We start from the raw sequence: 24,741 nt of genomic DNA on the forward strand, positions 1-24,741 counted from the left end.
GCGGCCGGAGCGATGTGGTCATGACCTCGGTCTTGCCCCCGCATATCCCGACATCCGAGGTTTTGCGTGGCCTGCTCGCAGAGGCTCCGGCCGAGGGCGTTACATTCGGCTGGCTGCTGGACAGGCTGCACAAGCGCTCCTTCGGCGTCGTTCTGCTGTTGCTGGCAGTGATCGGGCTGACTCCGGGAACATCGCCGGTCGTCGGGCTGCTGCTGACCATTCCCGCCCTCCAGATGATTCTCGCGCGGGAGACTCCGGCCTTTCCCAGGACGATCATGTCCCGGCGTTTCTCGACACAGCGCCTGGTCCGTATGGTCGATCGTACCGTGCCGGTGCTGAGGCGCATGGAGACGGTCATACGTCCACGCTGGAAGATGCCGTTCGAGACGACGACGCGCGTGGTCGGATTGGTCGTCCTCGTGCTGGCAGGCGTCTTCTTCGTTCCCATTCCGCTGAGCAATATCGTCCCGGCGGTGACGATCATGCTGATCGCCTTGGCCTATCTGGAAGAGGACGGGGTGTTGTTGGCAGTGTCGTTGGCGATGGCCGCCGCCGTTCTCATCGCCACGGCGATCACCGTCTGGCAGTCGGTCGAGGCGGTCCGGTCCATGTTTTTTTGAGCCGTGGCTCACATCTGTCAGGGCCGCGTATGGCTCTGCGGGGGGGAAGATCATCCGTCCGGACATGATCGACAATGCTGTTGGACCGGCGTCCCATCCGGCAAAGCGGCGTATGGCAGGTTCTTGCCGCGTGCTTTGGCATGCAAGCCGTTGCTCAATCGCGCCAAATGGAGATAAGGCAGCCATAAGGGATGCTCAAGAATCATTCAGGTAGAGGGTCCTGTCCAGCGGAGTCGGGCGGCAGCATGAATCAAATAAGCATCAATGTAATTATTTGCCCTTCCCCATTGTAATAAAATTTGCTGACACCATATTTTGAACCAAATATCCGGAAGGAGATCGCCATGTCGCTCACGCACGGGACGTTGTCGGAGTGGATGGTTTCAGAGCGTGCCGCCTGGGCTTTGTCCGCGCCGAAATGGAAGAACATGGCTTATCTGACACTTGGCGTCTCAGTCGGCTTTCTTGCCGGGTTGCTGTTCTCCAGTTCGGGCGGATAGACAGCTGCTTTCAAGGAAATCCGCCGGACATGAATGGGAGCACCCTTCGATGACCAACGCATTCACCCGCACCACCAGCAGGACCGTAACGTTCGCCCATCCTTTTGCCTTGAGCGGCGTCGACGGGGTGCAACCGGCGGGAAGCTACATCGTGGAGACCGACGAGGAGTTGATCGACTCGCTCTCCTTCCCTGTGTATCGGCGGAGCGCTACCTGGCTCCGTCTTCCGCAGTCCAATCGCGGAATGGCTATGGAGCAGACGGTGCTCATCGACCCCGATGAACTGGGCCGGCTCCTGGAACCGGCGGAAAACGGAAATCCCCTGCCCGGATGAACACCGTTGCGAGGACCGGGCAGAGCAATGCTCCGTCTATCGCGGAAAGCCGTTCCGCACCGGAGTTTACCGCAGAGGAGGTGTCGTCATGCAAACCGTACAACTGAAACATCGTTCGTCGTCAGTCCATTTCCTGAACGGGAAAATGTTCATTGAAACCGCGTCCGTGCCACTGGTGAGCCTGAAGATCGGCGATGAGCGTCTGCGCCAGCGGGAGCGCGGCACTCCGCTACGCAACTGGGACGATGACGGTGGTGCGCAACCAAAGGAGGGTGCTAAAGAGTGAGTTGACCGTCCGCGTCAGAATTTGGCATTGACTGTGAGGAAGAACGCCACCAGGGACGGCCGGCCATCGTCCCGAGGGGGTGCTCCAGTTGAAATGTAGAAAAGCTCATCGCCGACAAGAGCGCCATCCCCGGCATCCTCAAACGACATCGATCCGGATCGTCAGGATCTGTGGAAGGGCAGCAGCATGAGCGACAAGGCATCCTTCCCAATCGTCGGGATCGGCGCATCCGCTGGCGGGGTGGAGGCCTTGGAGGGGCTGTTCGGTGCCGTTCCCGCCGACAGCGGCATGGCCTTCGTGGTCGTGACGCATCTGTCACCGGAACACGAAAGCCTGCTGGCCGACATCATCGGCCGATGCACGCCCACGCCGGCGCATCAGGCCTGCGACGGGGATTTGGTCGAGCCGAACTGCATCTACACCCTGCAGCCAGGAACCCTGCTGACCATCGACAGCGGCCGGCTGCATGTCCGGCCGGACAGCGCCTCCCGCCGCGAGCGCAACCCGATCGACCTCTTCCTCGGCTCGCTCGCCAGCGACTGCGGTGAAAGAGCGGTGGGCATCATCCTGTCGGGCGGCGGCAGCGACGGCACCTTGGGCGTCAAGGCGATCAAGGAACGGGGCGGCTTCACCATCGCCCAGGGGCATGACGGAATTCCCCGCCATGACGGCATGCCGAACAGCGCCATCGCCACCGGCGTCGTCGACCTTGTCGCGCCGGTGGAAACGATTGCGGCGACGCTGGTGGACTATGCGCGAACCGCCACGTCGCTGGGCGATCTGACGGGTGAGAAGGATGTTCAAGAGGATGCGCGGCTGGAAGCGGCACGCAGGAGCATCACCACCATTCTGCGCAATCAGATCGGGCACGATTTCCAGGGCTACAAACACAACACTTTCCTCCGCCGTGTCCAACGCAGGATGCAGGCCCTGCGGCTGACGGACATCGACAGCTATGTCGAACACCTGCGTGAGGACCGCACGGAAGCCGCGGCACTGTTTCGCGATCTGCTGATCGGCGTCACCACCTTCTTCCGCGACTGCGAGACCTTCCAGGCGCTGGAGGACCTCGTCATCCCGCATCTGTTCACCGGGAAAAGCGCCGGCGATGCGGTGCGCGTCTGGGTTCCGGGATGCGCCACCGGCGAGGAGGTGTACTCCATCGCCATGCTGCTGTCCGAATATGCGGAAACCCTCCACAGCGTGCCGAAGATCCAGGTCTTCGCCACCGACATCGACGAGCATGCCCTGGAGGTGGCACGCACCGGGCGCTATCCCGCCAATCTGGTGCGGGATGTGCCGGCAGACCGGCTCAAGCGCCATTTCACCGAGGACGGCACCAGCTATCTCGTTCGCAAGGAGGTGCGCGACCTGTGCATCTTCTCGGCGCACAGCGTCGTCCGTGACCCGCCCTTTTCACGCATCGACCTGATTTCGTGCCGCAATCTGCTCATTTACCTGGGGATGGGACTTCAGGATCAGGTGATCCCGATGTTCCACTATGCATTGCGCCCCAGCGGCTATCTTTTCCTCGGCGTGGCCGAGACGATCGGGCAGCATCAGACGCTGTTCGTGCCCATGGACAAAAAGCATCGCCTGTTCCGCCGGCAGGATGCGGTCTCCGTAACCATTCCCTTCGCCATGGCGGAGCATGGCGGCCGCACGCCTCGCGGATCGGTCGAGACCCCCCGCTCGATCCAGTCCAATGCCGCCAATCTGCGTGGGCATGTGGAGGCGCGCGTGCTGGAGCGCTTCGCTCCGGCCCATGTGGTCGTCAACCAGAACAGTGAGGTGGTCTACTATTCCGCCAACACCGGCAAGTACCTTCAGGCGCCTCCCGGCGCCCCGAACCGCCAGCTTCTGGCGATGGCCCGCAAGGGGCTGCGGCTCGATCTTCGCGGCGCCCTGCACGAGGCGATGCAGACCCACAAGCCGGTAACCCGCAAACACTTGGCGGTGGAGGTGGACGATCGTGTCCAAGTGCTCGATCTGACGATCGAGCCGTTCGACCGCGACGGGGAGCCCTTCTTCCTGGTCCTGTTTTCCGATGTCGGAGGCCCAAGTCCTGCGGAAGAGATCTACGGCAAGGAGCGTCACTGGGGCCAGGATCCCGTTGCGGTGGAGCAGCTGGAACGTGAACTTCGCGATACCAAGGAGCGTCTCCAGAGCACGATCGAAGAGTATGAAACCTCATTGGAGGAACTGAAGTCCGCCAATGAGGAACTCATCTCGGTCAACGAGGAGCTGCAATCAACCAATGAGGAGCTGGAAACAGCCAAGGAGGAAACGCAGTCTGTCAATGAGGAGCTTCACGCCGTCAATATCGAACTCAACAGCAAGGTCGAGGAACTCGATCAGTCCAACAACGATCTCCAGAATTTGTTCAACAGCACCCAGATCGGGATCATTTTCCTGGACCGATCCCTGCTGATCCGGAGTTTCACGCCGGCGGTCATCCAGATTTTCAATCTGATCTCGAGCGACCGCGGCCGTCCGCTGACCGATATCGTCAGTCATCTCGATCAGGTCGATCTGGATCGGGATCTGAGACATGCGCTTACCGACCCGGCGACCGTGGAAAAGGCGGTTCGGTCCAGGGACGGGACCAGGCACTACATGATGCGCATCCTGCCTTACCGGAAAGCCCGCAACGATCTGGAAGGCCTGTTGTTGACCTTCGTGGACGTGACGTCGCTCAAGGAGGCCGAGGAGCAGCAGCGCCAGCTCATCGGTGAACTCGACCACCGCGTCAAGAACATGCTGGCCGTCGTCACCGCCTTGGCCCAGCAGACGCTGAAGGCGATTGCCGAGGCACCGGAATGCACGGCGTTTCTCGGGCGCCTGCAGGCGATCGCCAGCACCTACGATCTGCTGACCCGTGACGGTTGGGGGAATATTCCCCTCGGTGACGTCGTGCTCAATGAAGTGAAGCCTTATGCCACCAGCGAAGGACGCTTTGCCGTTGACGGACCTGCCGTTCAACTCCGGCCCAAGGCCGCGTTGGCGCTCGGCATGGTGATCCACGAGTTGGTGACCAACGCGCTGAAATACGGTGCATTGTCCGTGGCGGAAGGGCGCGTCGTGGTGACCTGGGAATTCGGGCAAAGGGATGCCGATGCAGTGCTGCTTGTCCATTGGCGCGAGACCGACGGTCCCCCGGTGTCGCCTCCCACCCATCATGGCTTCGGCTCCAAACTGATCACCCAGCAAATCCGCTACGAACTGCGTGGCGATGTCACGGTGGATTACGATCCGACCGGCCTCCAGGCGACGTTCACCGTACCGGTCGCCCAGACGAGGAGCGACGACGAAAGCCCCGCCTCCCTTGAGAATATCCGATGACCGGAAAGCATCTGGAAGGCTGCCGGATCATGATCGTCGAGGACGAATTGCTGATCGCGATGGCGTTGGAGGAAATCCTGCAGGATGCGGGCGCCACCATCGTCGGCATGGCCGGCTGCGTGGCGGACGCCCTGGCGCTGATCGAACGGGAAGATTTCGATGCCGCCATTTTGGATGTCCGGCTCGACGATGAGCGGGTGACTGCCGTCGCCGACGCGCTCGAAGCCGGCGCAAAGCCTTTTGTCTTCCACTCGGGGTACGGGCCGGAGCTCCTTCCGCAACGACACCGACACAGACCTTTACTCCGGAAACCTTCCGCCCCCGCTGCCATCGTTCGCATGTTGTGCACTGCCATTGCTTGAGCGGGTACCGACGAGCCGATCAAAGTGGAAAATTGCGAAAGGCACGGCGCCAAATGGTCGCGTCCAATGTCGATCCAACGATGGTGAGGGACAGAACCGTCCCATAAGAGTCCGACAGAGATCGGCGTCTTTCGCTGCGATGGGCCTTCCGCCCGGTCCCATTTATTTCACCGCTTCGTACAGTGCCTGGACGACACTGGATGAAAGCGATGGTTTACGGAGCAAGGGGCGATGACGGTAGGTGCTTGGAAGATGTTCCGGACCATATCCGGAATGGAAAACGAATGGGATGCCCCGCTTGTCCAAAGCCTCGGCAACGTCAAGGACCGGCTCTTCATCCAATCGGGCGTCCAGAAGCGCCACATCGAAGGGTTCGGCCTCAATCAGCGCAAGAGCGTCCACGGTCGAAGCGGCAAGCCGAACCACATTGGCGCCTGCCTCCAAGACTGCCGCCTCCAATACAACGGTGACGAGGAATTCGTCCTCCACGATGAGAACACGGCGGTCGTTCAGCAGCTTTTCGGACATCCGCCGCTCCCTTTAATCAGGCCTCCCGTAGACCATATGCCTTTGGCCTTCGCTGTACAGTTGGACAAAAGCTATGGCTATGCACGCTGATGGGGATCCGTTTTCTCACATTGGTGGCACCAATATGTGAAAATGCTATAAAAGGTGGTATTTCTGATTTGGGAGGAGAAAAATGTTCCAGCTCCTGCAATTTGGCGTTGGCCCACGTGCCGGCTCCGAAGAAAATTTGGTCCCTCCGTTTCAACCCAGCAATGATTGGATGGACTTGCCCGGAGAAAATAAAGGGGATCCATCTATAGCCCGAGGGACTGGGAAGTTTGGCATGGGTAACGGTCAACGGCGTAAGAAAGAGTTCAAGCAAGAAGCCATTCGGCTGATCGCGACGAGTTGTCGGACCCTCCCAACTCAGAACGTCGAGGCCCGCGTCGGCTGCAAGGTTTTGAACGTCATGACCGGCCTCGGGATGCCAGTTTCTCGCAGGGTCGCCTGAACGCCAACTTCCCAGGATGGAGCCCGTCGACGCCCTGAGTTCCGCATCACTGTCGTGGAGCGATGTAGTGGAAGAACACCCGTTTGATGATCTCCACGAGGACCAGATAGGTGACGACGGCGGCCACCAGGAACAGATAGAAGGAGGCTGGAGGAACCACGAAGCCGAAGAAGGATGCCAGCGGCGTCAGCGGCAGCAGCGCGCCGACGGCGGCAGCTCCCAGCGACAACCCGGCCAGGATTGCGTTGGGTCGGCTGAGCCAGGGGCTGCGGCGGGTGCGGATCACGAAGATGACCAGCACCTGGGTGGCAAGGCTCTCGACGAACCATCCGGTCTGGAAGAGTGCCTCATCGGCGTTGAACAGGTGAAGCAAGGCGTAGAAGGTCAGGAAATCGAACAGGGAACTGACTGGACCCAGCACCAGCATGAAGCGCTGGATCAGCCGCAGATCCCACTGCACCGGCAGGGCCAACGCCTCCGCCTCCACGTTGTCGAGCGGAACGCCGGCCTCCGACGCATCGTAGAGCAGGTTGTTGAGCAGCACCTGGGTCGGCAGCATCGGCAGGAAGGGCAGGAACAGCGACGCTCCCGCCATGCTGAACATGTTGCCAAAATTCGAACTGCTTCCCATCAGGATGTATTTGGTGACGTTCTGCACCGTCCGACGCCCCTCCATCACCGCCTCGTGCACCACCGACAGATCGTGGTCGAGCAGGATCAGGCCAGCTGCCTCCTTTGCAACGTCGGCGGCGCTGTCCACCGAGATGCCGACGTCGGCGGCATGGAGGGCGGAGGCGTCGTTGATCCCGTCGCCCAGGAAACCCACCACCCGGCCGGAGCGCTTGTACGCCAGCAGCACGCGTTCCTTCTGAGCCGGCGTCACCCGGCAGAACACGTTGACCTTGGGGAGGCGGGCCCGCAACGCCTCTTCGCTCATCACCCGCAGATCGTCGCCGGTGATCAGGCCGATGACGGGCAGGCCGAGTTCGGCGCAGACGTGGCGCGTCACCCGCTCGTTGTCGCCGGTCAGAAGGCGCACAGCCACCCCGGCGCCGGTCAGATCGCGGATCGCCGCCATGGCACTCGCCTTGGGGGGATCGAGGAAAACCGCGTAGCCGGCGAAGGCAAGTTCGCTTTCGTCTCCCAGCGCGGCGGAGGCATGATCCGGTCCCATCGCCTTGGAGGCGATCGCCAGCACCCGGAACCCATCCTCTCCCAGCTTCTGGAACAGGGCATCCAGTTCTGCCCGCGCCGCCGGATCGAGCGGCTTCTCGACGCCACCTTCGCCTTCATAATGGGTAGACTGCCGCAGAACGTCTTCCGGCGCCCCCTTGACCACCAGCAGCCGCTCGGTGCCATCGCTAACGAGAACCGAGACGCGCCGCCGTTCGAAATCGAACGGCACCTCGTCGATCTTCTGCCAGCCGGTCACGTCGAGAGTGCGGAAGGCGATGATGGCCTCGTCCAGCGGGCTCTTGATGCCGCTTTCGAAATGGCTGTTCAGGTAGGCCAGCCGAAAGACGCGCTCGCTCTCCGCGCCACGGAAATCCAGGTGCCTGACCATCCGGATCGTCGCTTCCGTCAGTGTCCCGGTCTTGTCGGTGCACAATACGTCCATGGCGCCGATGTTGTGCATGGCCGCCAGCCGTTTGACGATGACACGGCGCTCCGCCAGCCGCATCGCCCCGCGCGCCAACGTGACGGTGACGATCATCGGCAGCAGTTCCGGCGTCAGCCCGACCGCCAGGGCCAGGGCGAACATCAGGGACTCCAGCCAGGGGCGATGGAACAGCACATTCACCGCCAGCACGAACAACACCAGGAAGATCGTCAGGCGCAGTATGAGGAAACCGAATTGGCGGATGCCCAGTTCGAAGGCGGTGGGAGGCGGAGGCGCCTGCAGGGTGCCGCTCAACTGACCGAACGCCGTCGCGTCGCCGATTCGGCAGACCACGGCGGTGGCGCTGCCACTGATGACCGAGGTCCCCATGAATATGGTGTCGAGCGCCTTCTCAACGTCTTCAGCCGGGATCGCGACGGCATCGACCCGCTTTTCCGCCGGGTAGGGCTCCCCGGTCAGCATGGCCTGGTTGACGAACAGATCGCGCGCTTCGAGGAGGCGGCAGTCGGCTGGAACCAGATCGCCGGCGGCCAGACGGACCACATCGCCTGGAACCAGTTGATCCACTGGCTCCGATACCTCCACACCGTCCCGGCGCACCTGCACACGCACAGCGACGGTGCGGCGTAGCGCCTCCACGGCGTTCTCGGCCCGCATCTCCTGGACGAAGTCCAGGGTGACGCTGAGCACGACCATGACGATCACGATGACGAAGCTGGTGATGTTCCCGGTGGCTGCCGACAGGCCGCTGGCAAACAGCAGGATCAGCACCAGGGGATTGAGGAAGCGGGTCAGGAATTGCAGCCAGAGCGGCCGGCGGCGGCGCGCCAGCGGCTGGTTGAGGCCGTATCTGCGCCGGCGGGCCTCCGCCTCGGTCCGGCTCAGCCCGGCGGGGGTCGCATCCAGGTTTTTGAGCACGACGGAGATCGGTTGTTTCCAGATCCCGTCAGCGATGATGCCTTGGTCCAAAGGTCGTGTCCTCGGCAGTTGCACCAGTGTAGGCGCCGGCCGAGGAATGAGAAATGACGCTTACGATAGCCCGCAATTTCATGGTTGGGACTTGGCGCCACACGGCTGGATTCGAAAACGGCGACTGCGGACCGACGCTCCGGATTTTCACTGCCGGCACTCTTTCGGTTGGACAATGCTAAAAATATTTCCGCTGGATTGGAGTAGACGGATGGGCCGATAGAGCCCTGGCCCGATGCGTCATTCGCAACAGCAACCTTTAAGAGCATTTCTATCCAGACCCACCGCTACCATCGAAAGGGCGCCGGCATGGGATAGGATCATGAAAAGCATCACGGCACATCCGGGCGGACAATCATGGGCAGCGGGCGCCGCGACTTTCTGTTCGGCGGCGAAGGGAACGACATCATCGCCGGCAATCGCGGCAACGATTACATGGAAGGCGGCGGCGGCCGCGACCGCTTCATTCTCAAACCCGGCGACGGATGGGACTGCATCGGCAACTTCCAGGGCGGAGCCGACGGGGACTTGTTGGACCTGCGGGCCTGGAGTGGGATCGGCAGCATGGAGGATGTGCTGGCCCGCTCCCATCAGGACAGCGACGGGCTGGTCCTCGATTTTGGACCACGCGACGGCGTGAAGCTGATGGGCCTGTCGCGCGAGGATCTCACTGCCGGCAATCTGCGACTGAAAAACGAGCCGATGAAAGCCAGCGCCGTATTCGCGGCGACGGACAATGCGAGCGGGAACGAGCTGTGGGGAGCGGACGGGCGCCGGGCCACCCTGCTGCGGGACATCGCTCCGGGGGCGGCTTCATCGGAGCCGCGGGGCTTTATCGAACTCCATGGTCATGTTTATTTCAGCGCCGACGACGGCGTCCATGGGCGTGAATTGTGGTCCACCGATGGAACACCGGGTGGAACCCGCCTGCTGATGGACCTCAATCCAGGCGTCGCATCGTCGGCACCCACGGCCCTGACCATAGCGGACGGCCGCCGTTATTTCGAGGCGGACGACGGCCAGCATGGAGGGGAGCTTTGGGTCAGCGACCGGACGGCGGCCGGGACGCATATGGTAAAGGACGTGAGTGCCGGCGGACGGCCGTCCCTTCCCTCCAACCTGACCGCGGTTGGGGACGAGCTGTTCTTCACCGCCAACAACAGCGACCACGGCAGAGCACTGTGGCGGTCGGATGGCACGGCGGCCGGGACGGAACTGGTCAAGGATTTCTTCCCCGGCAGCTTCGCCCCCCGGTTCCCCTGCCGATCCTGCCCACGCATCTGACGGCGGTCGGCGACCGGCTGTTCCTGACCGCCTGGGACGGGACCGGCGGCTATGGCCAGCTTTGGGTCAGCGACGGGACGGATGAGGGCACGGTCAAGCTGGATGGCAGCATTGGCGAGGACCCAAGGGCCGGGCGCTTGGAGGTCCTGACCGCAGTGGGAGACAGGCTGTTCTATAACCACGGCGAGGATTTGTGGACCAGCGACGGAATTCCGGAAGGCACAATGCTGGTAAAGAATTTTCCGCCGGTCGGCCTCTCCCTGCCCAACCAGTATGTCGCCTTCGACGACCGGATTGCCTTTGTGGCCGGGGATGGGGAGCACGGCTTCGAGCTCTGGATGTCGGACGGGACGGAGCAGGGAACGCGCATGGTGAAGGATATCGCCCCTGGCAGCGCCGGGGCCAACATCGGGGACTTCGCCGTTCTGGACGACAGGGTGTTCTTCACCGCGGACGACGGAGTGCACGGACGCAGTCTGTGGATGAGCAACGGTACCGAGGCTGGCACCCGCATGGTGGCGGACAGGTCCCACGACACGATCTGGACGGCGCCCGGCAACCTCCACTCGGTCGGCGACAGCCTCTATTTCAGCGGGATCGACGCCGGGCAAGGCGGCGCGCTGTTCCGATTGAATGCCGACGGGGAAGCGGTGACGAAGCTCGCCACCTCCTACCCCTTCAGCCTGCTTTATGGCACGCTGGAGATCGCCGGGATCTGATGCCACTCATTTCAAGCTGGTGTCGATTGCCACGACCGCCCCCTGAACCGTGTCGGGATTTCTACCTGACCAATTCACCGGAGCCGGGTCGGCGGGCTAGCGCGCAATCAGCACGCGGGCCGCCTCCGCCGAGGCGCATTGCCCGAGGAACCAGACGATTTCGACCGTCTCGCCGGCCTCCAACTCGACAACGCCCTGCAAGGCCGTGCAGGGATCAAGACCGGCGCCGGTCGCCCCGGACAGCGGTGACCGCCCGACGAGCGCCGCTGGCGCCGAGGGGCCGCCGTTGCGGCCAAGGAACTCGGTGCGGTCGGCCGTCCACGCCGTCTGCCGGCCGTCGAGATCGGCGAAGGCGACGCGTTCGCCGAAGGTCGGGCTCCAGCGGTTGAGGGCCAGCATGGCTCCAGTGGCCGCGTCGATCTCCGTTGCGATGAACGGAGCCGAAGCGCCACGCGCCGTGCCGAGCACCCACTCCGCATAGGCGGTGACGGACAGCGTGCGCGGGCCGGGCGAATGGTTGCGCAGGGTCAGGCGGGAAATCTTGATCGGATCGGCCAGTGGCACGTATTGCAGAAGCTCCAGCGCGATGCCGTGCGTCCGATGTTCGAAGCGGCTGTAACCGCGACCATGGCGGGCGATATAGGTCCCACCGTTGCGGATCGGCTGCGCGGTGGCGCTCCACAGGTCCCCGGTCACCTCATCGCGGAGATAGATCGCCTCCCCAGCCGGATTGCCGACCGGATCGTTGGACCACGGCGTGAGCTGGTTCTCCCGGCTGTTCCCGGCCCAGGTGGAACCACCGCCCTCCGCCGCCACCTGGAAGCCGAAATCGGGGTTGGCGATCACGTTGATCCAGGGAACGGGCGTCATACGGCCGGCGTCGAGGATGGTCACATATTCCTGTCCGTCCTTGTCGAAGCCGCCCAGACCGTTGAAAAACTCGAGGGATCCCGGCACCGGCACCTGGTCCGACATGGGCTGGGCCGCGGACTGGATCGATACGAGAGTGTCGGCGGGTGCCGATGGAGCCCGCTGCTGCTGCAGGCGGGCGATCTGTTCGGCGATGGAGCCGCGCCGGGCGATCAGCACGACACGGGCCACCGAATGGAGCAGGGCGCGTGCGTCGGCACGCATCAAGTCGGCACGCAACGCGTAGACCGAGCCTTGCGCCGGTTCCTCGCCGAACCGTGGCCGCGACTGGCTGCTGCGCACCGCAGTCTCAATGGCGACCTGAAGATCCTGAACATAGGATGAGGCGCGCTCGTTGACGATCACCAGATCGACGGCCAGACGCTTCATGCGCCAGTATTCGTGGGCACGCAGCAACTGGCGGACCTGGGCGATGTCCTCGACGTCGTCGATGCGCAGCATGACGATGGGCAGATCCCCTGAAATCGCGTGCGGCCACAGGCCCGACTGGGTTCCTGCACCACCGGCTATTGTCGCGTAGGCTTGCTGACGCTCCACCACCAGACGGCTTGTCTGCTCCAGAAGGCTGCCAACCGGCGCGCGCATCACCAGCGCCGGCATCAGATATTCGAACATGGAGCCGGACCAGGAGATCAGCGCGGAGCCGTTGCCGACCGGTGTCGCCGCACGGCCGAGGCGGAACCAATGCCGCGTCGCGACGTCGCCCTTTGCGATGGCGAACAGGCTGGCGAGCCGGGCTTCCGAGGCGAGCAGGTCATAGCAGCTCGGATCCAGGCTGTTGTCGGGAAGAGCGTAGCCGATCGATAGCAGTTTGCGTTCGGGATCGAGAAGGAAGGAGAAATCCATCGCGAGCGCCATGGCGCGTGCCGTATCGGCGAGGGCCACCAACCGGCCCCTCAGCATGTCCGGCGTCCCGGCGCTGGGGAACCGGTCACGGCCATGTTCGATCGCCGCGTTCCGCAATGCCACCATCCAGAACATCAGATCCGCCGGACCCTCGCCACCGGCCGGCGGCCCGCCCGCCGGGATGACGTCGCGGGCCGCCTCGACAGCCTTGTCGGTCAGCCGCTTCAGCGTCGGCAACTGGACCTCGATGGATTGCCCCCCGTCGAGTTGTGCGGCGATCTCGTCGAGAACGGCGCCAAGCCGGCGTATTTGCGCGCTGCCCGCTGTGGAGAGGGCGTCCGCGGCCTCTCGCGCCAGGGCGAGGGTATCCATCATGCCGAGCCGGGCGTCCGCCGCCGGAGCACAGCCCATCCATTCCTCGCAGGCGTTCGCGAGTGCGATCAGATGGCCGGCAAGGTTCCCGCTGTCGACCGACGAGACATAGGCCGGTTCCAACACCCTCAGATCCTGTGTCCCATACCAGTTGTAGAAATGCCCCCTGAACCGCGAGAGCTTCCGCATGGACTCGAACGTCGCCTCCAGCCGCTCGATGGTTTCCGTCGTTCCCGACCAGCCGAAGTCGCGGGCGGCGACGGTGGAGAGCAAATAGAGACCGATGTTGGTCGGCGATGTCCGGTGGGCGACCACCGGCTTCGGGTCCTCCTGGAAATTGTCCGGCGGCAGCATGTTCTCGGCCGGTGTGACGAACGTCTCGAAAAAGCGCCAGGTGCGCCGCGCGGTGAGGCGCAGGTCGCGGGCATCCGGATCGGAGAACGCCGCCCGCCGACGTATGGCCGGCGGCCGGCTGGTCCACGCGGCGAGGGCAGGGGCCGTCAGCCACAGCAGGGCGAAAGGCAGGGCCAGCGGCCAGGACGATGGCGTCACGGCAACGGTACCGGCCGCCACGACGAGCCCAAGTGCGGTGCCACCCGCCATGTCTCGATAGAAGCCGCCGAGATCCAGCTGCGGCCGGCCGCTTGTCTGCGCCGCCGTCGTCCATTCGAGAAGATGGCGGTGCGTGACGAACAGCCGGGTCAATGTCCTTGCGATGGCATCGGCCCTCCGCCACGCCTGGTCGGCCAGGAAGGCAACCGACATCACGGTCCGCATCGCCGCCATCCGCAGATCCTGCATGAGTGAGCCGACATGGCTGCCGAGGCGGGTACCCGGCCGGCCCGGCAGCACCGAGGACACCGCCGGCAGGAACGCCGGAACCGCGCTGACAGTGAGCACGAGCAGGATTCCCGCCAGGGCGGACGGCAGAGGCAGCAGCCAGCTCACGGCCAGCGTCGCAAGGGTGAACGGCGCCAGCAGTGAGCGTCGCAGGTTATCCAGCATCTTCCAGCGACCGACCGGCGGAGCCGCCTGAGGACCTGTCCTATGGCCGAGGATCCAGGGGAGCAGTTGCCAGTCGCCGCGGGTCCAGCGGTGCTGACGCTTGGCAGCGACGTTGTAGCGCGAGGGGAACTCCTCGACGAGTTCGACGTCGGAAGCGAGACCGGCGCGGGCGAAAACACCTTCGAACAGGTCGTGGCTGAGCAGGGCATTGCGCGGAACCCGGCCGTCCAGCGCCGCTTCGAGGGCATCGACGTCGTAGATGCCCTTTCCGGTGAAGGATCCCTCGCCGAACAGATCCTGGTAAACGTCGGAGACGGCCGACGCATAGGGGTCGATGCCGCCGGGGCCGGAAACGATCCGCTGATAGAGCGAGCCCTCGCCGCCGAGCGACAGCGACGGCGTGATGCGGGGCTGAAGAATGGCATAGCCGTTGATGACGCGCCGACCGGCCGCGTCGAACGTCGGTCGGTTCAGCGGGTGCCCCATCTTGCCGACCAGCCGGAGTGCGGCGTCCCGCGGCAGTCGCGTGTCGGCGTCAAGCGTGATGACATAACGCACGTCGGCCGGCACCTGCGGCGCGCGACCGGCAATGGGCATGAAGCTGGTGTCGGTGGCGCCGCGCAACAACCGGTTGAGTTCGTGCAGCTTGCCGCGCTTGCGCTCCCACCCCATCCATTTGCCCTCGCCGTCATTGTAGAGCCGGCGGCGATGCAGCAGAAAAAAACGGTCCCCGCCGTCAGGACCAGGGCCATGGCGCAGATTCAGCCGCTTGATGGCCGTAGCGGCCACCGCCAGGAGAGCGTCGTCGTCAACCACCACCTCCCGGTCGGCGTCGAGACCATCCGACAACAGGGCGAAGACGAGGTCGCCGCTGGCCCCGGCGAGATGGTGAAAACCCGGCGGCAGGTCGACGCGGATTTCACGGATCTGCTCTTCGACGACATGGTAATTGTCGAGCAGCCATTCCGCGGCGGGATCCACGCTGCGGCCGTGCTCCAATTCCGCCGCGCTGGCCCGATAGGCGGCGAGGAGCACCGCGGCGTTGTTGGCGAGGCGGGTGTGCAGGGACAGGACGGCAAGCGGGTTGCGTGTCACCGGCTGCGCGGCGGCGAGACTCTCCGCGTGCCGCTCGAGCCGGTCCAGACCGAAGAGCTCCTCGCGTACCGGTGCCAGATCGCTCCAGGGGGACGGTGGCAGACGACGCCCGAAAGCATGGCGGAGGATCGCATTCATCAGTGCCTTTCCGGCCAGCATCAGCGTGCGACCGCGATTAAGAGAGACGCGTGCCAAATAGCGGTGTGATCATCGCTGTAGGCATCGAGGGTGGCCGCCGCACCATTTTATTCGGGCTATCTTTGTTGGCGCGGGAGCTGAAGGCGGAATTTCTGTGAGTGTCCCGGCATAGGCTGCCGTCTGCTCATTCTTTTGATGCGGGCCACGGACTATCCGATCGTCGCGCATGGGAGGGCCGATCAACAGCTTTGCGAGGTTCAGGTCGACACGTTGGCCACGGTGATGGGGGTGACAGTGGACCGTCCCGTCCTTGATGACGCCAGCCCCAGTTCGGTCCATCCTGCTGAAATCGGTTGGCTACAGCGGGACAGGGACAACGCATCGTTCAAAGGACTTCCGATCGACGCTCTCGAACATGGCGAAGCCTTTGGTTCAGACAGCGGGACCATGTATCAGGACGAAGAGCAAGAGCGTCAGCATGATGGCGATCGGAATCACCACCGGTGGCACGAAGTATGCTTTCACGGCGTTCCATGAGGATAAAGAGCCGGTATCCGTCGGGGGACGGGACATGGTCGTGCTCCATATGTTCGGCGGACCGAACCAAGGATGCCGCGATGGCTTCCTCATTGCGCCGCGCTTCAACGATTGCGAAATCGCCTATCGAGGAAATAGTGATGAAGCCAGGTCGACATTGTGGCGATTCCGACATATGGACCCATTCGCCGCAAAATCACGGACAATGGATTCCAAGAACAGTCCGCTCGATCACGGTGTGAGCGGCCTCTGCCCGTCTTCTTGGAAAATGTTTCGCTGGTGGTGAGGTGATGTGGTGGACGGCCCCTCCGGTGTAAGAGGGAAATCCGCACTGACTGGCCGAGAGCGGTGCATCCATGTGTCCGGCCTGTTGTCGCAACCAGTGGCAGCAGACCTTGATGAATTCTGGACACTCCCGGCTTCGAGAGCGGCTACAATATCGTGCGCCGTTGGGCCAAACGGCGACGGGTTGCCGAGATGGAGTCGCCCGAGATCGCCCTACCGTCCTGGCGCGTACCGTCCAGCCGCCGGGCCGCTCGTCTGTTGATGAGCCCTCCAGAGACGCTGAGCCGGATCGTGCCCCCTGAGCCGGACTAATCAGCAGTTCGTTACCACTGTCCAGGCCGTCGCACCCGACATCCGCAGCGTGACTGACCTGATCAATGATTTCACCCAGCTCATGAGAAACGGCCCCGTGTTTGTACAAAGGCGATTTGATCGAGGCCATCATCGCCCTTGATCGTCGCAGCCGCGGGTTCGGTAAAGGCCAAATCCTGCCCCCGCAACCAACCTTTACCGAACATACCTAAGGCCGGCCGCTTTCTCAGCGCCGGCCTTCGCTGTTTTTGGGCTCAGCCGAAGGCCGAGAGGCGCTACCAGATCACTCTCCAACTCGATCTCGACGCTGGTCATCAGCGGTGCTGAAGCGCACCGTTACCCGCTCGATTAGCGAACGCAGCCGGTCGAGCGCTTCGATCTGACGCTGGGGATGCCGCAGCTCTGGCCATACGTCGCGCAGATGCACCCTCAAGTACAATGTCTGGAGCCGGGGCGAGTTGGACATCGCGCCAGCTATACCCTCAGCCGAGCAGCCGTTGCCTCCGTTTTGTGACGGGCTCCCAGGGGTTCGGGTCGGAGGGCATGGCCGGTCTCCGGGGCAGCAGGAACTATACCTGATCAACCCCCAGCGCAACCACCTGTACCAGTTCAATGCCGTATCCAAATTTCTTCAATATTTTACCGGATAACACTTTTATAGCGTCGTGCATTTTAAAGGAAACGCACGACGCTATCGGCCTGATGCTGATTCACCTGTCGGATGTGATCGGCAGATTCCGGACACGGTTGCCCGTCGCTGCATACATGGCGTTTGCAACGGCAGGGGCGATGCCCGACGTGCCGGCTTCACCGACACCGAACGGCGCCTCCCCACTTTCGATGAGATGAACGGCCACGCGTGGAGCTTCGTCCATCCGCACCGCGGCGTAGCTGTCGAAATTCCCCTGTTCGACACGCCCCTCGGAGAAGGTGATCCGGCCGTAGAGCGCGGCGGAGAGGCCGAAGATGACGCCGCCCTGGATCTGGGCGATCACCGTGTCGGGATTGACCAGCTTGCCGCAGTCGACGACGGAGGTGACCCTGCCCACCCGGAACGATCCGCCGTCATGGACGGAGACCTCGGCGATCTGGGCGAGGATCGTTCCGCCGAAATCCTGAAGAAGGCTGATGCCGCGTCCGGTTCTCCGAGGCAATGGCTCGCCCCAGCCAGATTTTTCGGCTGCCAGATCCAGCACGGCCCGCAGGCGCGGGTCGTCCCGAAGGTGCCGCCGGCGGAATTCCAGCGGGTCGGTCCCACTCGCCGCGGCCAGTTCGTCGATGAAGCTCTCGACGACGAACACGTTGTGGGTGGTTCCGACGCCTCTCCAGAAGCCGGACCGGAAAGCGTGCTCCTCATGCCGGACATAGTCGACATGCCGGTTCGGGAATTGGTAGGGACCGGTCGCACTGGTCACCGCATCGGGGTCGAGCCCATTCTGGACGGCCGGCGGCAGCCAGCGGGCGAGGGGCGACGGGCCGACGACCCGGTGGAACCAGCTCGTGACCCGGCCGTCCCGATCGAGCCCGGCTCGCAGCGTGTTGTGATAGGCCGGCCGGTAGAAATCGTGCTGCGTGTCCTCCTCGCGGCTCCAGACGACCTTGACCGGGTGGTCCAGCCGCCGCGCGATGGACACGGCCTGGACGATGTTGTCGGTCTCGGCACGCCTGCCGAACGAGCCGCCGAGATATTGGTTGTGGATCGCCACGCGATCCCGCGGCAGGCCCGCGGCGGCAGCCGCGGCGGCCTGGGCGCGGCTCGCCGCCTGGGTGCCGACCCAGACGTCACAGCGCCCGTCGTGCAGATGGACGGTGCAGTTGAGCGGTTCCATCGCCGCGTGGGCCAGGAGCGGCAACCGGTAGGTGGCCTCCGCCCGCCGCGCTGCGCCGGCCAAGGCGCCCGCCTCGTCGCCCGCCTCGTCGCCGATCACGCCGTCCCGCTGCGAGGCCGCCTCCAACTCGCCCTGGAGGCGGGCGGTCGAGAAGTCGGCGTTCGGCCCGTCGTCCCAGACGACGGATAGGAAGTCAAGACCCTTCTTCGCGGCCGACCAGTGATCGGCGACGACCGCCACGGCATCGTCGAGGAGAACCACGCCGCGCACCCCCGTCACCCGGCGGGCCGCGCGGTCGTCCAGGCTGGCGATCCGCCCGCCGAGCACCGGCGAGGCCATCACCGCGGCGATCTTCATGCCCGGCAATCGCACATCCATGCCGAAGATCGCGGTGCCTCTGATCTTGTCCGCCGAGTCCAGCCGCTTCTGCGGCCGTCCGATCAGGGTGAAGGCCGCTGCATCCTTCAGCGTCACCTGCTGCGGTATGGGCAAGGTCGCCGCCCGTTCGGCGAGGTCGCCATAGGCGATGCGGTGCCGCGTCGGATCATGGACGACGAAGCCCTCCGCCGCCCGGCATTCGGCGGCGTCCACCCGCCACTCCGCCGCAGCCGCGGCGACCAGCATCGTCCGCGCCGTGGCCCCGGCGCGGCGCATCGGCTCCCAGGCCGCACGCATCGACAGAGAACCGTCGGTCTCCTGCGCTCCCATGATCGGGTTGCGGTACAGCATGTCGTCGGCCGGCGCGTGTTCGAGCGTCACCGCGGCAAGCGGCACCTCCAGTTCCTCCGCGATCAGCATCGGCACCGACGTGTAAGTGCCTTGTCCCATCTCGACATAGGGCATGGTCAGCGTGACGGTGCCGTTCCGGGCGATCCTGATGAACGCGTTCGGGGCAAAATCGACCGGGCCGTTCTTCGAGAGAACCGGCGCCGCCAGCGGAACGCCGATCAGCAGCCCGCCACCGACGGCGATGCCTGCGGACAGGACGGTGCGACGCGATGGGCCGTGGCCCGGGCGGGTGGCCGGATTTGTCATTGCGCCGTCTCCATGGCCGGCTTGGCGAGGCGGGCGGCGTGCCGGATCGCGTCGCGGATGCGGCTGTAGGTTCCGCAGCGGCAGAGATTGCCCGACATCGCCTCGTCGATCTCGGCATCGGACGGGTCGGGGTTGCCGGCGAGCAGGGCGGCGGCCGACATGATCTGGCCGGGCTGGCAATAGCCGCACTGCACCACCTCCAGGTCGATCCAGGCCTGCTGGACACGCCGGCCGGCGTCGGTGCGGTCCACGCTCTCGACGGTCACGATCCCGGCGGTGCCGACGCTGTCGATCGGAGTCTGGCAGGCGCGCGTCGCCACACCGTCGACATGCACCGTGCAGCAGCCGCAAAGGCCGGCACCGCAACCGAATTTCGTTCCGGTCATCCCGAGGATGTCGCGGAGCGCCCACAACAGGGGCGTGTCGCCATCGGCGTCGATCTCGCGCGCCTCGCCGTTGATGGTCAGCCTGTAAGGCATGTCGTCGATCTCCCGATCCAAGGGGCTCCGATCATCGCCAAGCCCGCGCCAGGACGTTCCGGTGCTGAGCGAAGGACGGTCGGCAGGCCCTGCATTTTCTGGATCAGGAGGTATTGCGGCAGGTTTGCCCGTACAATCCCGGGGCGTTTGACTTGAAAGTTCACATTATGTGAACGTAGACGCCGGCTGGCGTGCCGGTTGCCTCGGATCGGGTTCCGAGATCGCCGAGTTTCGAGGGAGGAGCGTGTGGACAGATTGCGGGCCATGGAAGTCTTCGTCCATGTCGTGGATAGGAACGGCTTCCAGAAGGCCGCCCATGCCCTGTCCCTGCCTCGCTCGTCGGTCACCATGACGATCCAGAGGCTGGAGCAGCATCTCGGGGTCCAGCTGATCAACCGCACGACGCGCCAGATCAAGCTGACCCCGGACGGGGAAGCCTACTACGAACAGAGCCGCCAGATCCTGTCCATGGTCGACACCGTCGAGAATGGGCTGCGGGACGGGCGCGGGCGGGCCAGCGGCCGGCTGAGGGTGAACATGCCGGCCTCCATCGGGCGTTCGATCATTCTTCCCGCGCTTCCAGGATTTCGCGAACGGTATCCGGAGGTGGACCTCGTGATCGGCATGAGCGACCGGCTGGTCGATCTCGTCCAGGAAGGGATCGATTGCGTCATCCGCACCGGAACCCTGCCGGATTCCAGCCTCATTGCGCGGCGCATCGGCAGCTACCGCTGGGTTGTCTGCGCCGCACCGTCCTATCTTGCCGTGCACGGCGAGCCGCAGGCGCTGGCGGACCTCCAGGATCATCTCGCCATCGGCTACTCGTCCTCCCGCAACGGCCGGCCCGATGGGTGGACCTTCAACGAGGGCGGTGCATCGACCACCATGACCATGCGGACCGGCTTGGTGGTCGACGAGACCTTCGCGCTCCGCGACCTCGCCACGGCCGGATTCGGGCTGGCCCGCCTGTCCGATTTCATCATCGCCGACACTGTGAAACGCGGTGACCTGCGCGAAGTGCTCGGTTCATACAGCCCCGAACCGGTCCCCGTGTCCGTCCTCTATCCGTCGTCACGGCATCTTTCGCCTGCCTTGCGTGTCTTCGTCGATTGGGTGCAGAGCATAGCAGGTGCCAGCCTCGCCCCTCCCTCGGCCGCGTGAATTGGCAGGCCACATTTCCGATCCCCGAAGAAGTGCGCTCGGCATCGGTCGGCCGACAGTCCTTCTTCATCATTGTTTTTTTCCAGATGCGTTTGCGGATAGAGGTAAAACCTATGACGGCCAAAGGAGGCCGCGCGGTGGCGTTTGACTTCATTTGCATGCGGAGCTAGGGCTTTATTGCCACACGGCTACGCCGGCCTGTCGCGAAGCGGGCGAATTGGCAGAGTCGTGCGAATACTGCCTGCAAAAGGCGGATTGTACATAAAGCCGGCTGAGCGCTGCGAGCGATCCCCGCTATTTCCGGCGCATTCGGAATGGGAAGGAACGTCATGTCGGACAAGCAGAACTACTCGGATCTTGAAGCGGACGTCGTCGTCGTCGGCGGAACGGCGGCCGGCTGTTCCGCGGCCATTGCGGCGGCCCGCGGCGGCATGAAGGTTATCGTCCTGGAACCGACGCCGACCCTGGGTGGGGTGACGACGAACGGTGTGCATTGCTTCGATACCGGCTCGCTGCAAGCCCTGAGCGGAATCGCGGAAGAGTTCGTGGACCTCGTGCTGAGGCATTACAAGCAGGTCGGCCTGGTCGACCCGATGCTCGCAAGCCGGTCGGATGTCTTCTGGGAGTTCCATGTCGCCGAACGCATCTGGCGCGAGCTTCTGGCGGAGCATCGGAACATCACGGTCATCACCGGTGCCGTCCCCGTCGACGTCGTGGTCGACCGGAAACGCCTCAGGGAGGTTCACTGGGAACCGGCCAGCGATTCCTTCGGCAACCCGCCCGGCGAGCCGACGCAGCCGAACCGGGTGCGCGGAACGGTTTTCATCGATGCGAGTTACGAAGGCGACGTGGCGGCCTGGGCGGGAGCGCCGTTCGACATCGGCCGTGAAGCCCGCTCCGCGGAGGAGCCGCATGCCGGCGTGATCTACACCGCGACGCACGAACGCCGGGTCGACGACCAGGGGTTCCTGCCGTCGACGATCCTGCCGGGCAGCACGGGGGCGATGGACGACAACATCATGGCCTTCACCTACCGGTTGAGCCTGCGTTATCTGAAGGACGGCCGGCCGGGCCGCCTGCAGGCCAGGCCGGCGTCCTACGACCCCGGCAAATACGCATGGAACGCCGCTGCCCTGTCCGCCGACGGCGTTCCCACCTTCGGACCCGACGTCATCCCGACGGTCAACGGCAAGATGATCCTCAATCGGCGGTACGAGGGGAACGATCTGCTTCAGGGGACGCGGGAGTTCATTCTTTCCCATCCCCGTGAGCGGACGGCGATCCGCCGGAATTTCTTCGATCACGTCCTGGGCTTCCTGCATTTCATCCAGACCGAAGGAGAAATGCCGCAACTCGTCCTCGCCGAGGACGAGTATGTCGAGAACAACCATCTTCCCTACATTCTGTATGTCCGGGAAGGGCGGCGGTTCCGCGGGCAGGTGAAGATGACGGAAGCGAACGTCAATCCCTATCTGGCCGGACCGGGGCCGCGCCCACCGAGACAGCCGGATTCGATTGCGATCGGCGACTGGGCGATCGAGAGCAGGCGCTGCAACGACGAACCCAGTTCGGCGACGAAGACCTATGAAGGGTCGATGTTCATGCGGGCGCTCCGTGCTCCCTATCAGGTGCCGTACGGATGCCTGACGCCGCAGGGCGTCGACAACCTGCTGGTCACCACGACCATCTCCGCCAGCCATGTCGCCTTCTGCGCCCTGCGTGTCGAAGCCCTCTGGACGGAAACCGGAACGGCGGCGGGCATCGCGGCCGGATTGTCCATCGGCTCCGGATGCAAGGTGTCGGAGGTGCCGGTTTCCGACATCCAGGAGGAGATGCTCCAGCGCAAATGCAAGCTGACCTATTTCTCCGACGTCGAAACGGGACATCCCGACTTCGTCGCGATCCAGAAGCTGGCGCTCAAGGGATTCGTGCCGGACGACGAGCGCTACCGGTTCCTGCCGGACATGGCGGCGACCTGGGGGGACCTCGTCGAAGCCGCGGTGCTCTGCTTCGATATCCCGATCAGCGTGACCGGCTTCCATTTCGAGGGCATCAATCCCGGCCACCGCTCCTTCCGCTACGTCGAGTCACTCTACGATCTGGCCAGCCGGGCCGGTGTGGCGCTGTTCCCCAACATGCGCCATCCGGTCATCGATGTGCCCGCCGACCATCTCAGGCCGGAACTGCGCACGCGCTGGCTGGAGTTGCAGGTCGATGCCCCAGTGTCGTCCGCGCAAGGCGAAGCGTTTCTGGATCTGCTGCTCCAGTCGCTCGGCCATCCATCCGCTAATCGGTCCGGATTGCCGGAAAGCGTGCCGGCGCCCAGCCCGATGCTCACGCGCGGAGCCCTTGCAAGCCTGCTGGTCGGCGCCGCGCGCGCCTGAGGGCGCGGTACGGCCAACCGTTCCACGTCGCATTCGCTGAATTGATAATAGGTCGGTCGCCAAGACCGGCCAACAGGAGGACACGGCCATGATCCTGACAAAATCCGTCATTGTTCCTTGCATCGCGGCGCTTGCATCCTGCTGGGTCACCGGTGCCGAGGCGGCCGACAAGGTCAGGATCGGCTTCGTTGCGACCCTGTCGGGGACGAACTCCGTCATCGGGATCCATGCGCGCGACGCATTCAACCTCGCCATCGAGCATTCCGGTGGCAAGCTTGGCGGGCTGCCGGTGGAAGTCCTCCTCGAGGACGACCAGCAGAAGCCCGATGTCGCGCGTCAGATCGCGGACAAGTTCGTCGAGTTCGACAAGGTCGACGTCGTCGTCGGGCCGGTGATTTCCAGTGCCCTGCTGGCGGCGTCGGAACGGGTGACGAGCAACAAGACGGTCATGATCGGTCCGAACGCCGGGCCCTCTCCCCTAGCTGGCGACAAGTGCTCCGAATATTATTTCTCGACATCGTGGCAGGGCGACAATCTGGCCGAGGCCATGGGATCGGTGCTGCAGAACAAGGGGGTCAAGAAGCTCTACGTCATGGCGCCGAACTTCCTGTCCGGCCGGGACGTGATCAATGGCATCAAACGGTACTACAAGGGCACCATCGTGGGGGAGGTCTATACGCCTCTGAACCAACTGGATTTTGCGGCTGAACTGGCTCAGCTGCGGGCGGCGAAGCCGGACGCCGTGTTTGCGTTCTACCCGTCCGGGCTGGCGATCCAATTCGTGAAGCAGTTCGTGCAGAGCGGCATGAAGGAGCAGTTCCCGCTCTACATGTCCTACTCCGTCGACAACATGAACCTTCCGGCCATCGGCGACGCCGCGCTCGGTATCACCGTGACCGATAACTGGAGTCATATCGGAGGCAACGAAGAGAACAGGAAATTCGTCGCGGATTTCATACGCAGGTACAAATACGCGCCTTCAGCAACCGCTGCGCAGGCCTATGATGCCGGCCGGCTGCTGGACAGCGCCATCGGAAAGGTCAACGGGAAGATCGAAGACAAGAAGGCCTTCCTCGCGGCGATCAAGGCGGCCGACTTCCATTCGGTTCGTGGAAACTTCAAGTTCAACACCAATCATTTCCCGATCCAGGATCTGTTCGCCGGAACGGTCGTCAAGGGTACTGACGGAGATCCCGTCATTGAACTGGGCGATGCGGTGATGAAAGAGCATGGTGACGTCTACGCGGCGAAATGCCCGTTGAAGTGAGAATGGTTCGG

General features: G+C 63.9%; 18 protein-coding genes. 13 read left to right on the plus strand and 5 right to left on the minus strand.

Going from position 1 to position 24,741, the window contains the following annotated elements; genetic code table 11:
• Positions 1–20: 20 nt before the first annotated feature.
• From ABNQ38_RS04175 to ABNQ38_RS04200, 6 genes are all read left to right on the plus strand, one after another.
• Complete coding sequence (locus tag ABNQ38_RS04175; RefSeq protein WP_377805841.1) at positions 21–620, plus strand: exopolysaccharide biosynthesis protein; 600 nt, start codon at positions 21–23, stop codon at positions 618–620.
• Positions 621–964: 344 nt separating this feature from the next.
• Positions 965–1,120 carry a hypothetical protein gene (locus ABNQ38_RS04180; RefSeq protein ID WP_158279295.1) on the plus strand — a complete coding sequence of 52 codons (156 nt, stop codon included), beginning with the start codon at positions 965–967 and terminating at the stop codon, positions 1,118–1,120.
• Positions 1,121–1,169: 49 nt separating this feature from the next.
• The gene (locus ABNQ38_RS04185; protein WP_377805842.1) at positions 1,170–1,454 is read left to right on the plus strand and encodes a hypothetical protein; all 285 of its coding nucleotides are present in this window, start codon (positions 1,170–1,172) and stop codon (positions 1,452–1,454) included.
• Positions 1,455–1,542: 88 nt separating this feature from the next.
• Positions 1,543–1,740, plus strand: a complete 198-nt coding sequence (locus tag ABNQ38_RS04190) for a hypothetical protein (RefSeq protein ID WP_377805843.1) — start codon at positions 1,543–1,545, stop codon at positions 1,738–1,740.
• A gap of 186 nt (positions 1,741–1,926) precedes the next feature.
• A complete protein-coding gene (locus ABNQ38_RS04195; RefSeq protein WP_377805844.1) occupies positions 1,927–5,082 on the plus strand; it encodes a CheR family methyltransferase in 3,156 nt (1,051 codons plus the stop codon).
• Entirely contained in the window at positions 5,079–5,444 is a 366-nt protein-coding gene (locus ABNQ38_RS04200) for a response regulator (protein ID WP_377805845.1), read from the plus strand. Before ABNQ38_RS04195 ends, ABNQ38_RS04200 begins: the two co-directional genes overlap by 4 nt.
• Positions 5,445–5,606: 162 nt before the next feature.
• On the opposite strand, the gene ABNQ38_RS04205 is transcribed toward ABNQ38_RS04200, so the two are convergent.
• The gene (locus ABNQ38_RS04205; RefSeq protein ID WP_377805846.1) at positions 5,607–5,972 is read right to left on the minus strand and encodes a response regulator; all 366 of its coding nucleotides are present in this window, start codon (positions 5,970–5,972) and stop codon (positions 5,607–5,609) included.
• A gap of 172 nt (positions 5,973–6,144) precedes the next feature.
• Here ABNQ38_RS04205 and ABNQ38_RS04210 point away from each other — a divergent pair, with 172 nt between their 5' ends.
• The gene (locus ABNQ38_RS04210) at positions 6,145–6,462 is read left to right on the plus strand and encodes a hypothetical protein (RefSeq protein ID WP_377806231.1); all 318 of its coding nucleotides are present in this window, start codon (positions 6,145–6,147) and stop codon (positions 6,460–6,462) included.
• A gap of 46 nt (positions 6,463–6,508) precedes the next feature.
• Here the strand turns inward: ABNQ38_RS04210 and mgtA are convergent, their stop codons facing one another.
• Entirely contained in the window at positions 6,509–9,076 is a 2,568-nt protein-coding gene (gene mgtA / locus ABNQ38_RS04215) for a magnesium-translocating P-type ATPase (RefSeq protein WP_377805847.1), read from the minus strand.
• Positions 9,077–9,409: 333 nt separating this feature from the next.
• Between mgtA and ABNQ38_RS04220 the strand changes: the two genes are divergently transcribed.
• Together ABNQ38_RS04220 and ABNQ38_RS04225 are read left to right on the plus strand one after the other, a co-directional pair.
• Entirely contained in the window at positions 9,410–10,336 is a 927-nt protein-coding gene (locus ABNQ38_RS04220) for an ELWxxDGT repeat protein (protein WP_377805848.1), read from the plus strand.
• Between the two features lie 137 nt (positions 10,337–10,473).
• Positions 10,474–11,055: an ELWxxDGT repeat protein gene (locus ABNQ38_RS04225; protein ID WP_377805849.1), complete on the plus strand. Its 582-nt coding sequence runs from the start codon at positions 10,474–10,476 to the stop codon at positions 11,053–11,055.
• A 96-nt stretch (positions 11,056–11,151) separates the two neighbouring features.
• Here ABNQ38_RS04225 and ABNQ38_RS04230 read toward each other — a convergent pair whose 3' ends face one another.
• A complete protein-coding gene (locus ABNQ38_RS04230; RefSeq protein ID WP_377805850.1) occupies positions 11,152–15,441 on the minus strand; it encodes a hypothetical protein in 4,290 nt (1,429 codons plus the stop codon).
• 478 nt (positions 15,442–15,919) lie between these two features.
• Between ABNQ38_RS04230 and ABNQ38_RS04235 the strand changes: the two genes are divergently transcribed.
• On the plus strand, positions 15,920–16,264 hold the full coding sequence (locus ABNQ38_RS04235) for a hypothetical protein (RefSeq protein ID WP_377805851.1): 345 nt from the start codon (positions 15,920–15,922) through the stop codon (positions 16,262–16,264).
• Between the two features lie 1,021 nt (positions 16,265–17,285).
• Here the strand turns inward: ABNQ38_RS04235 and ABNQ38_RS04240 are convergent.
• Both ABNQ38_RS04240 and ABNQ38_RS04245 read right to left on the minus strand, forming a co-directional pair.
• Positions 17,286–19,439, minus strand: a complete 2,154-nt coding sequence (locus ABNQ38_RS04240; protein WP_377805852.1) for a molybdopterin cofactor-binding domain-containing protein — start codon at positions 19,437–19,439, stop codon at positions 17,286–17,288.
• Positions 19,436–19,918 carry a (2Fe-2S)-binding protein gene (locus tag ABNQ38_RS04245; protein WP_376961248.1) on the minus strand — a complete coding sequence of 161 codons (483 nt, stop codon included), beginning with the start codon at positions 19,916–19,918 and terminating at the stop codon, positions 19,436–19,438. Before ABNQ38_RS04245 ends, ABNQ38_RS04240 begins: the two co-directional genes overlap by 4 nt.
• Before the next feature lie 264 nt (positions 19,919–20,182).
• Here ABNQ38_RS04245 and ABNQ38_RS04250 point away from each other — a divergent pair, with 264 nt between their 5' ends.
• The 3 genes from ABNQ38_RS04250 (at position 20,183) to ABNQ38_RS04260 (ending at position 24,730) form a co-directional block, all read left to right on the plus strand.
• Positions 20,183–21,079: a LysR family transcriptional regulator gene (locus ABNQ38_RS04250; RefSeq protein ID WP_377805853.1), complete on the plus strand. Its 897-nt coding sequence runs from the start codon at positions 20,183–20,185 to the stop codon at positions 21,077–21,079.
• A 329-nt stretch (positions 21,080–21,408) separates the two neighbouring features.
• Complete coding sequence (locus ABNQ38_RS04255) at positions 21,409–23,463, plus strand: FAD-dependent oxidoreductase (protein ID WP_377805854.1); 2,055 nt, start codon at positions 21,409–21,411, stop codon at positions 23,461–23,463.
• Positions 23,464–23,551: 88 nt separating this feature from the next.
• Positions 23,552–24,730, plus strand: a complete 1,179-nt coding sequence (locus ABNQ38_RS04260) for an ABC transporter substrate-binding protein (RefSeq protein ID WP_377805855.1) — start codon at positions 23,552–23,554, stop codon at positions 24,728–24,730.
• Positions 24,731–24,741: the final 11 nt, after the last annotated feature.

Source organism: Azospirillum sp. A29 (assembly GCF_042604625.1).
Taxonomy (GTDB): domain Bacteria; phylum Pseudomonadota; class Alphaproteobacteria; order Azospirillales; family Azospirillaceae; genus Azospirillum; species Azospirillum palustre.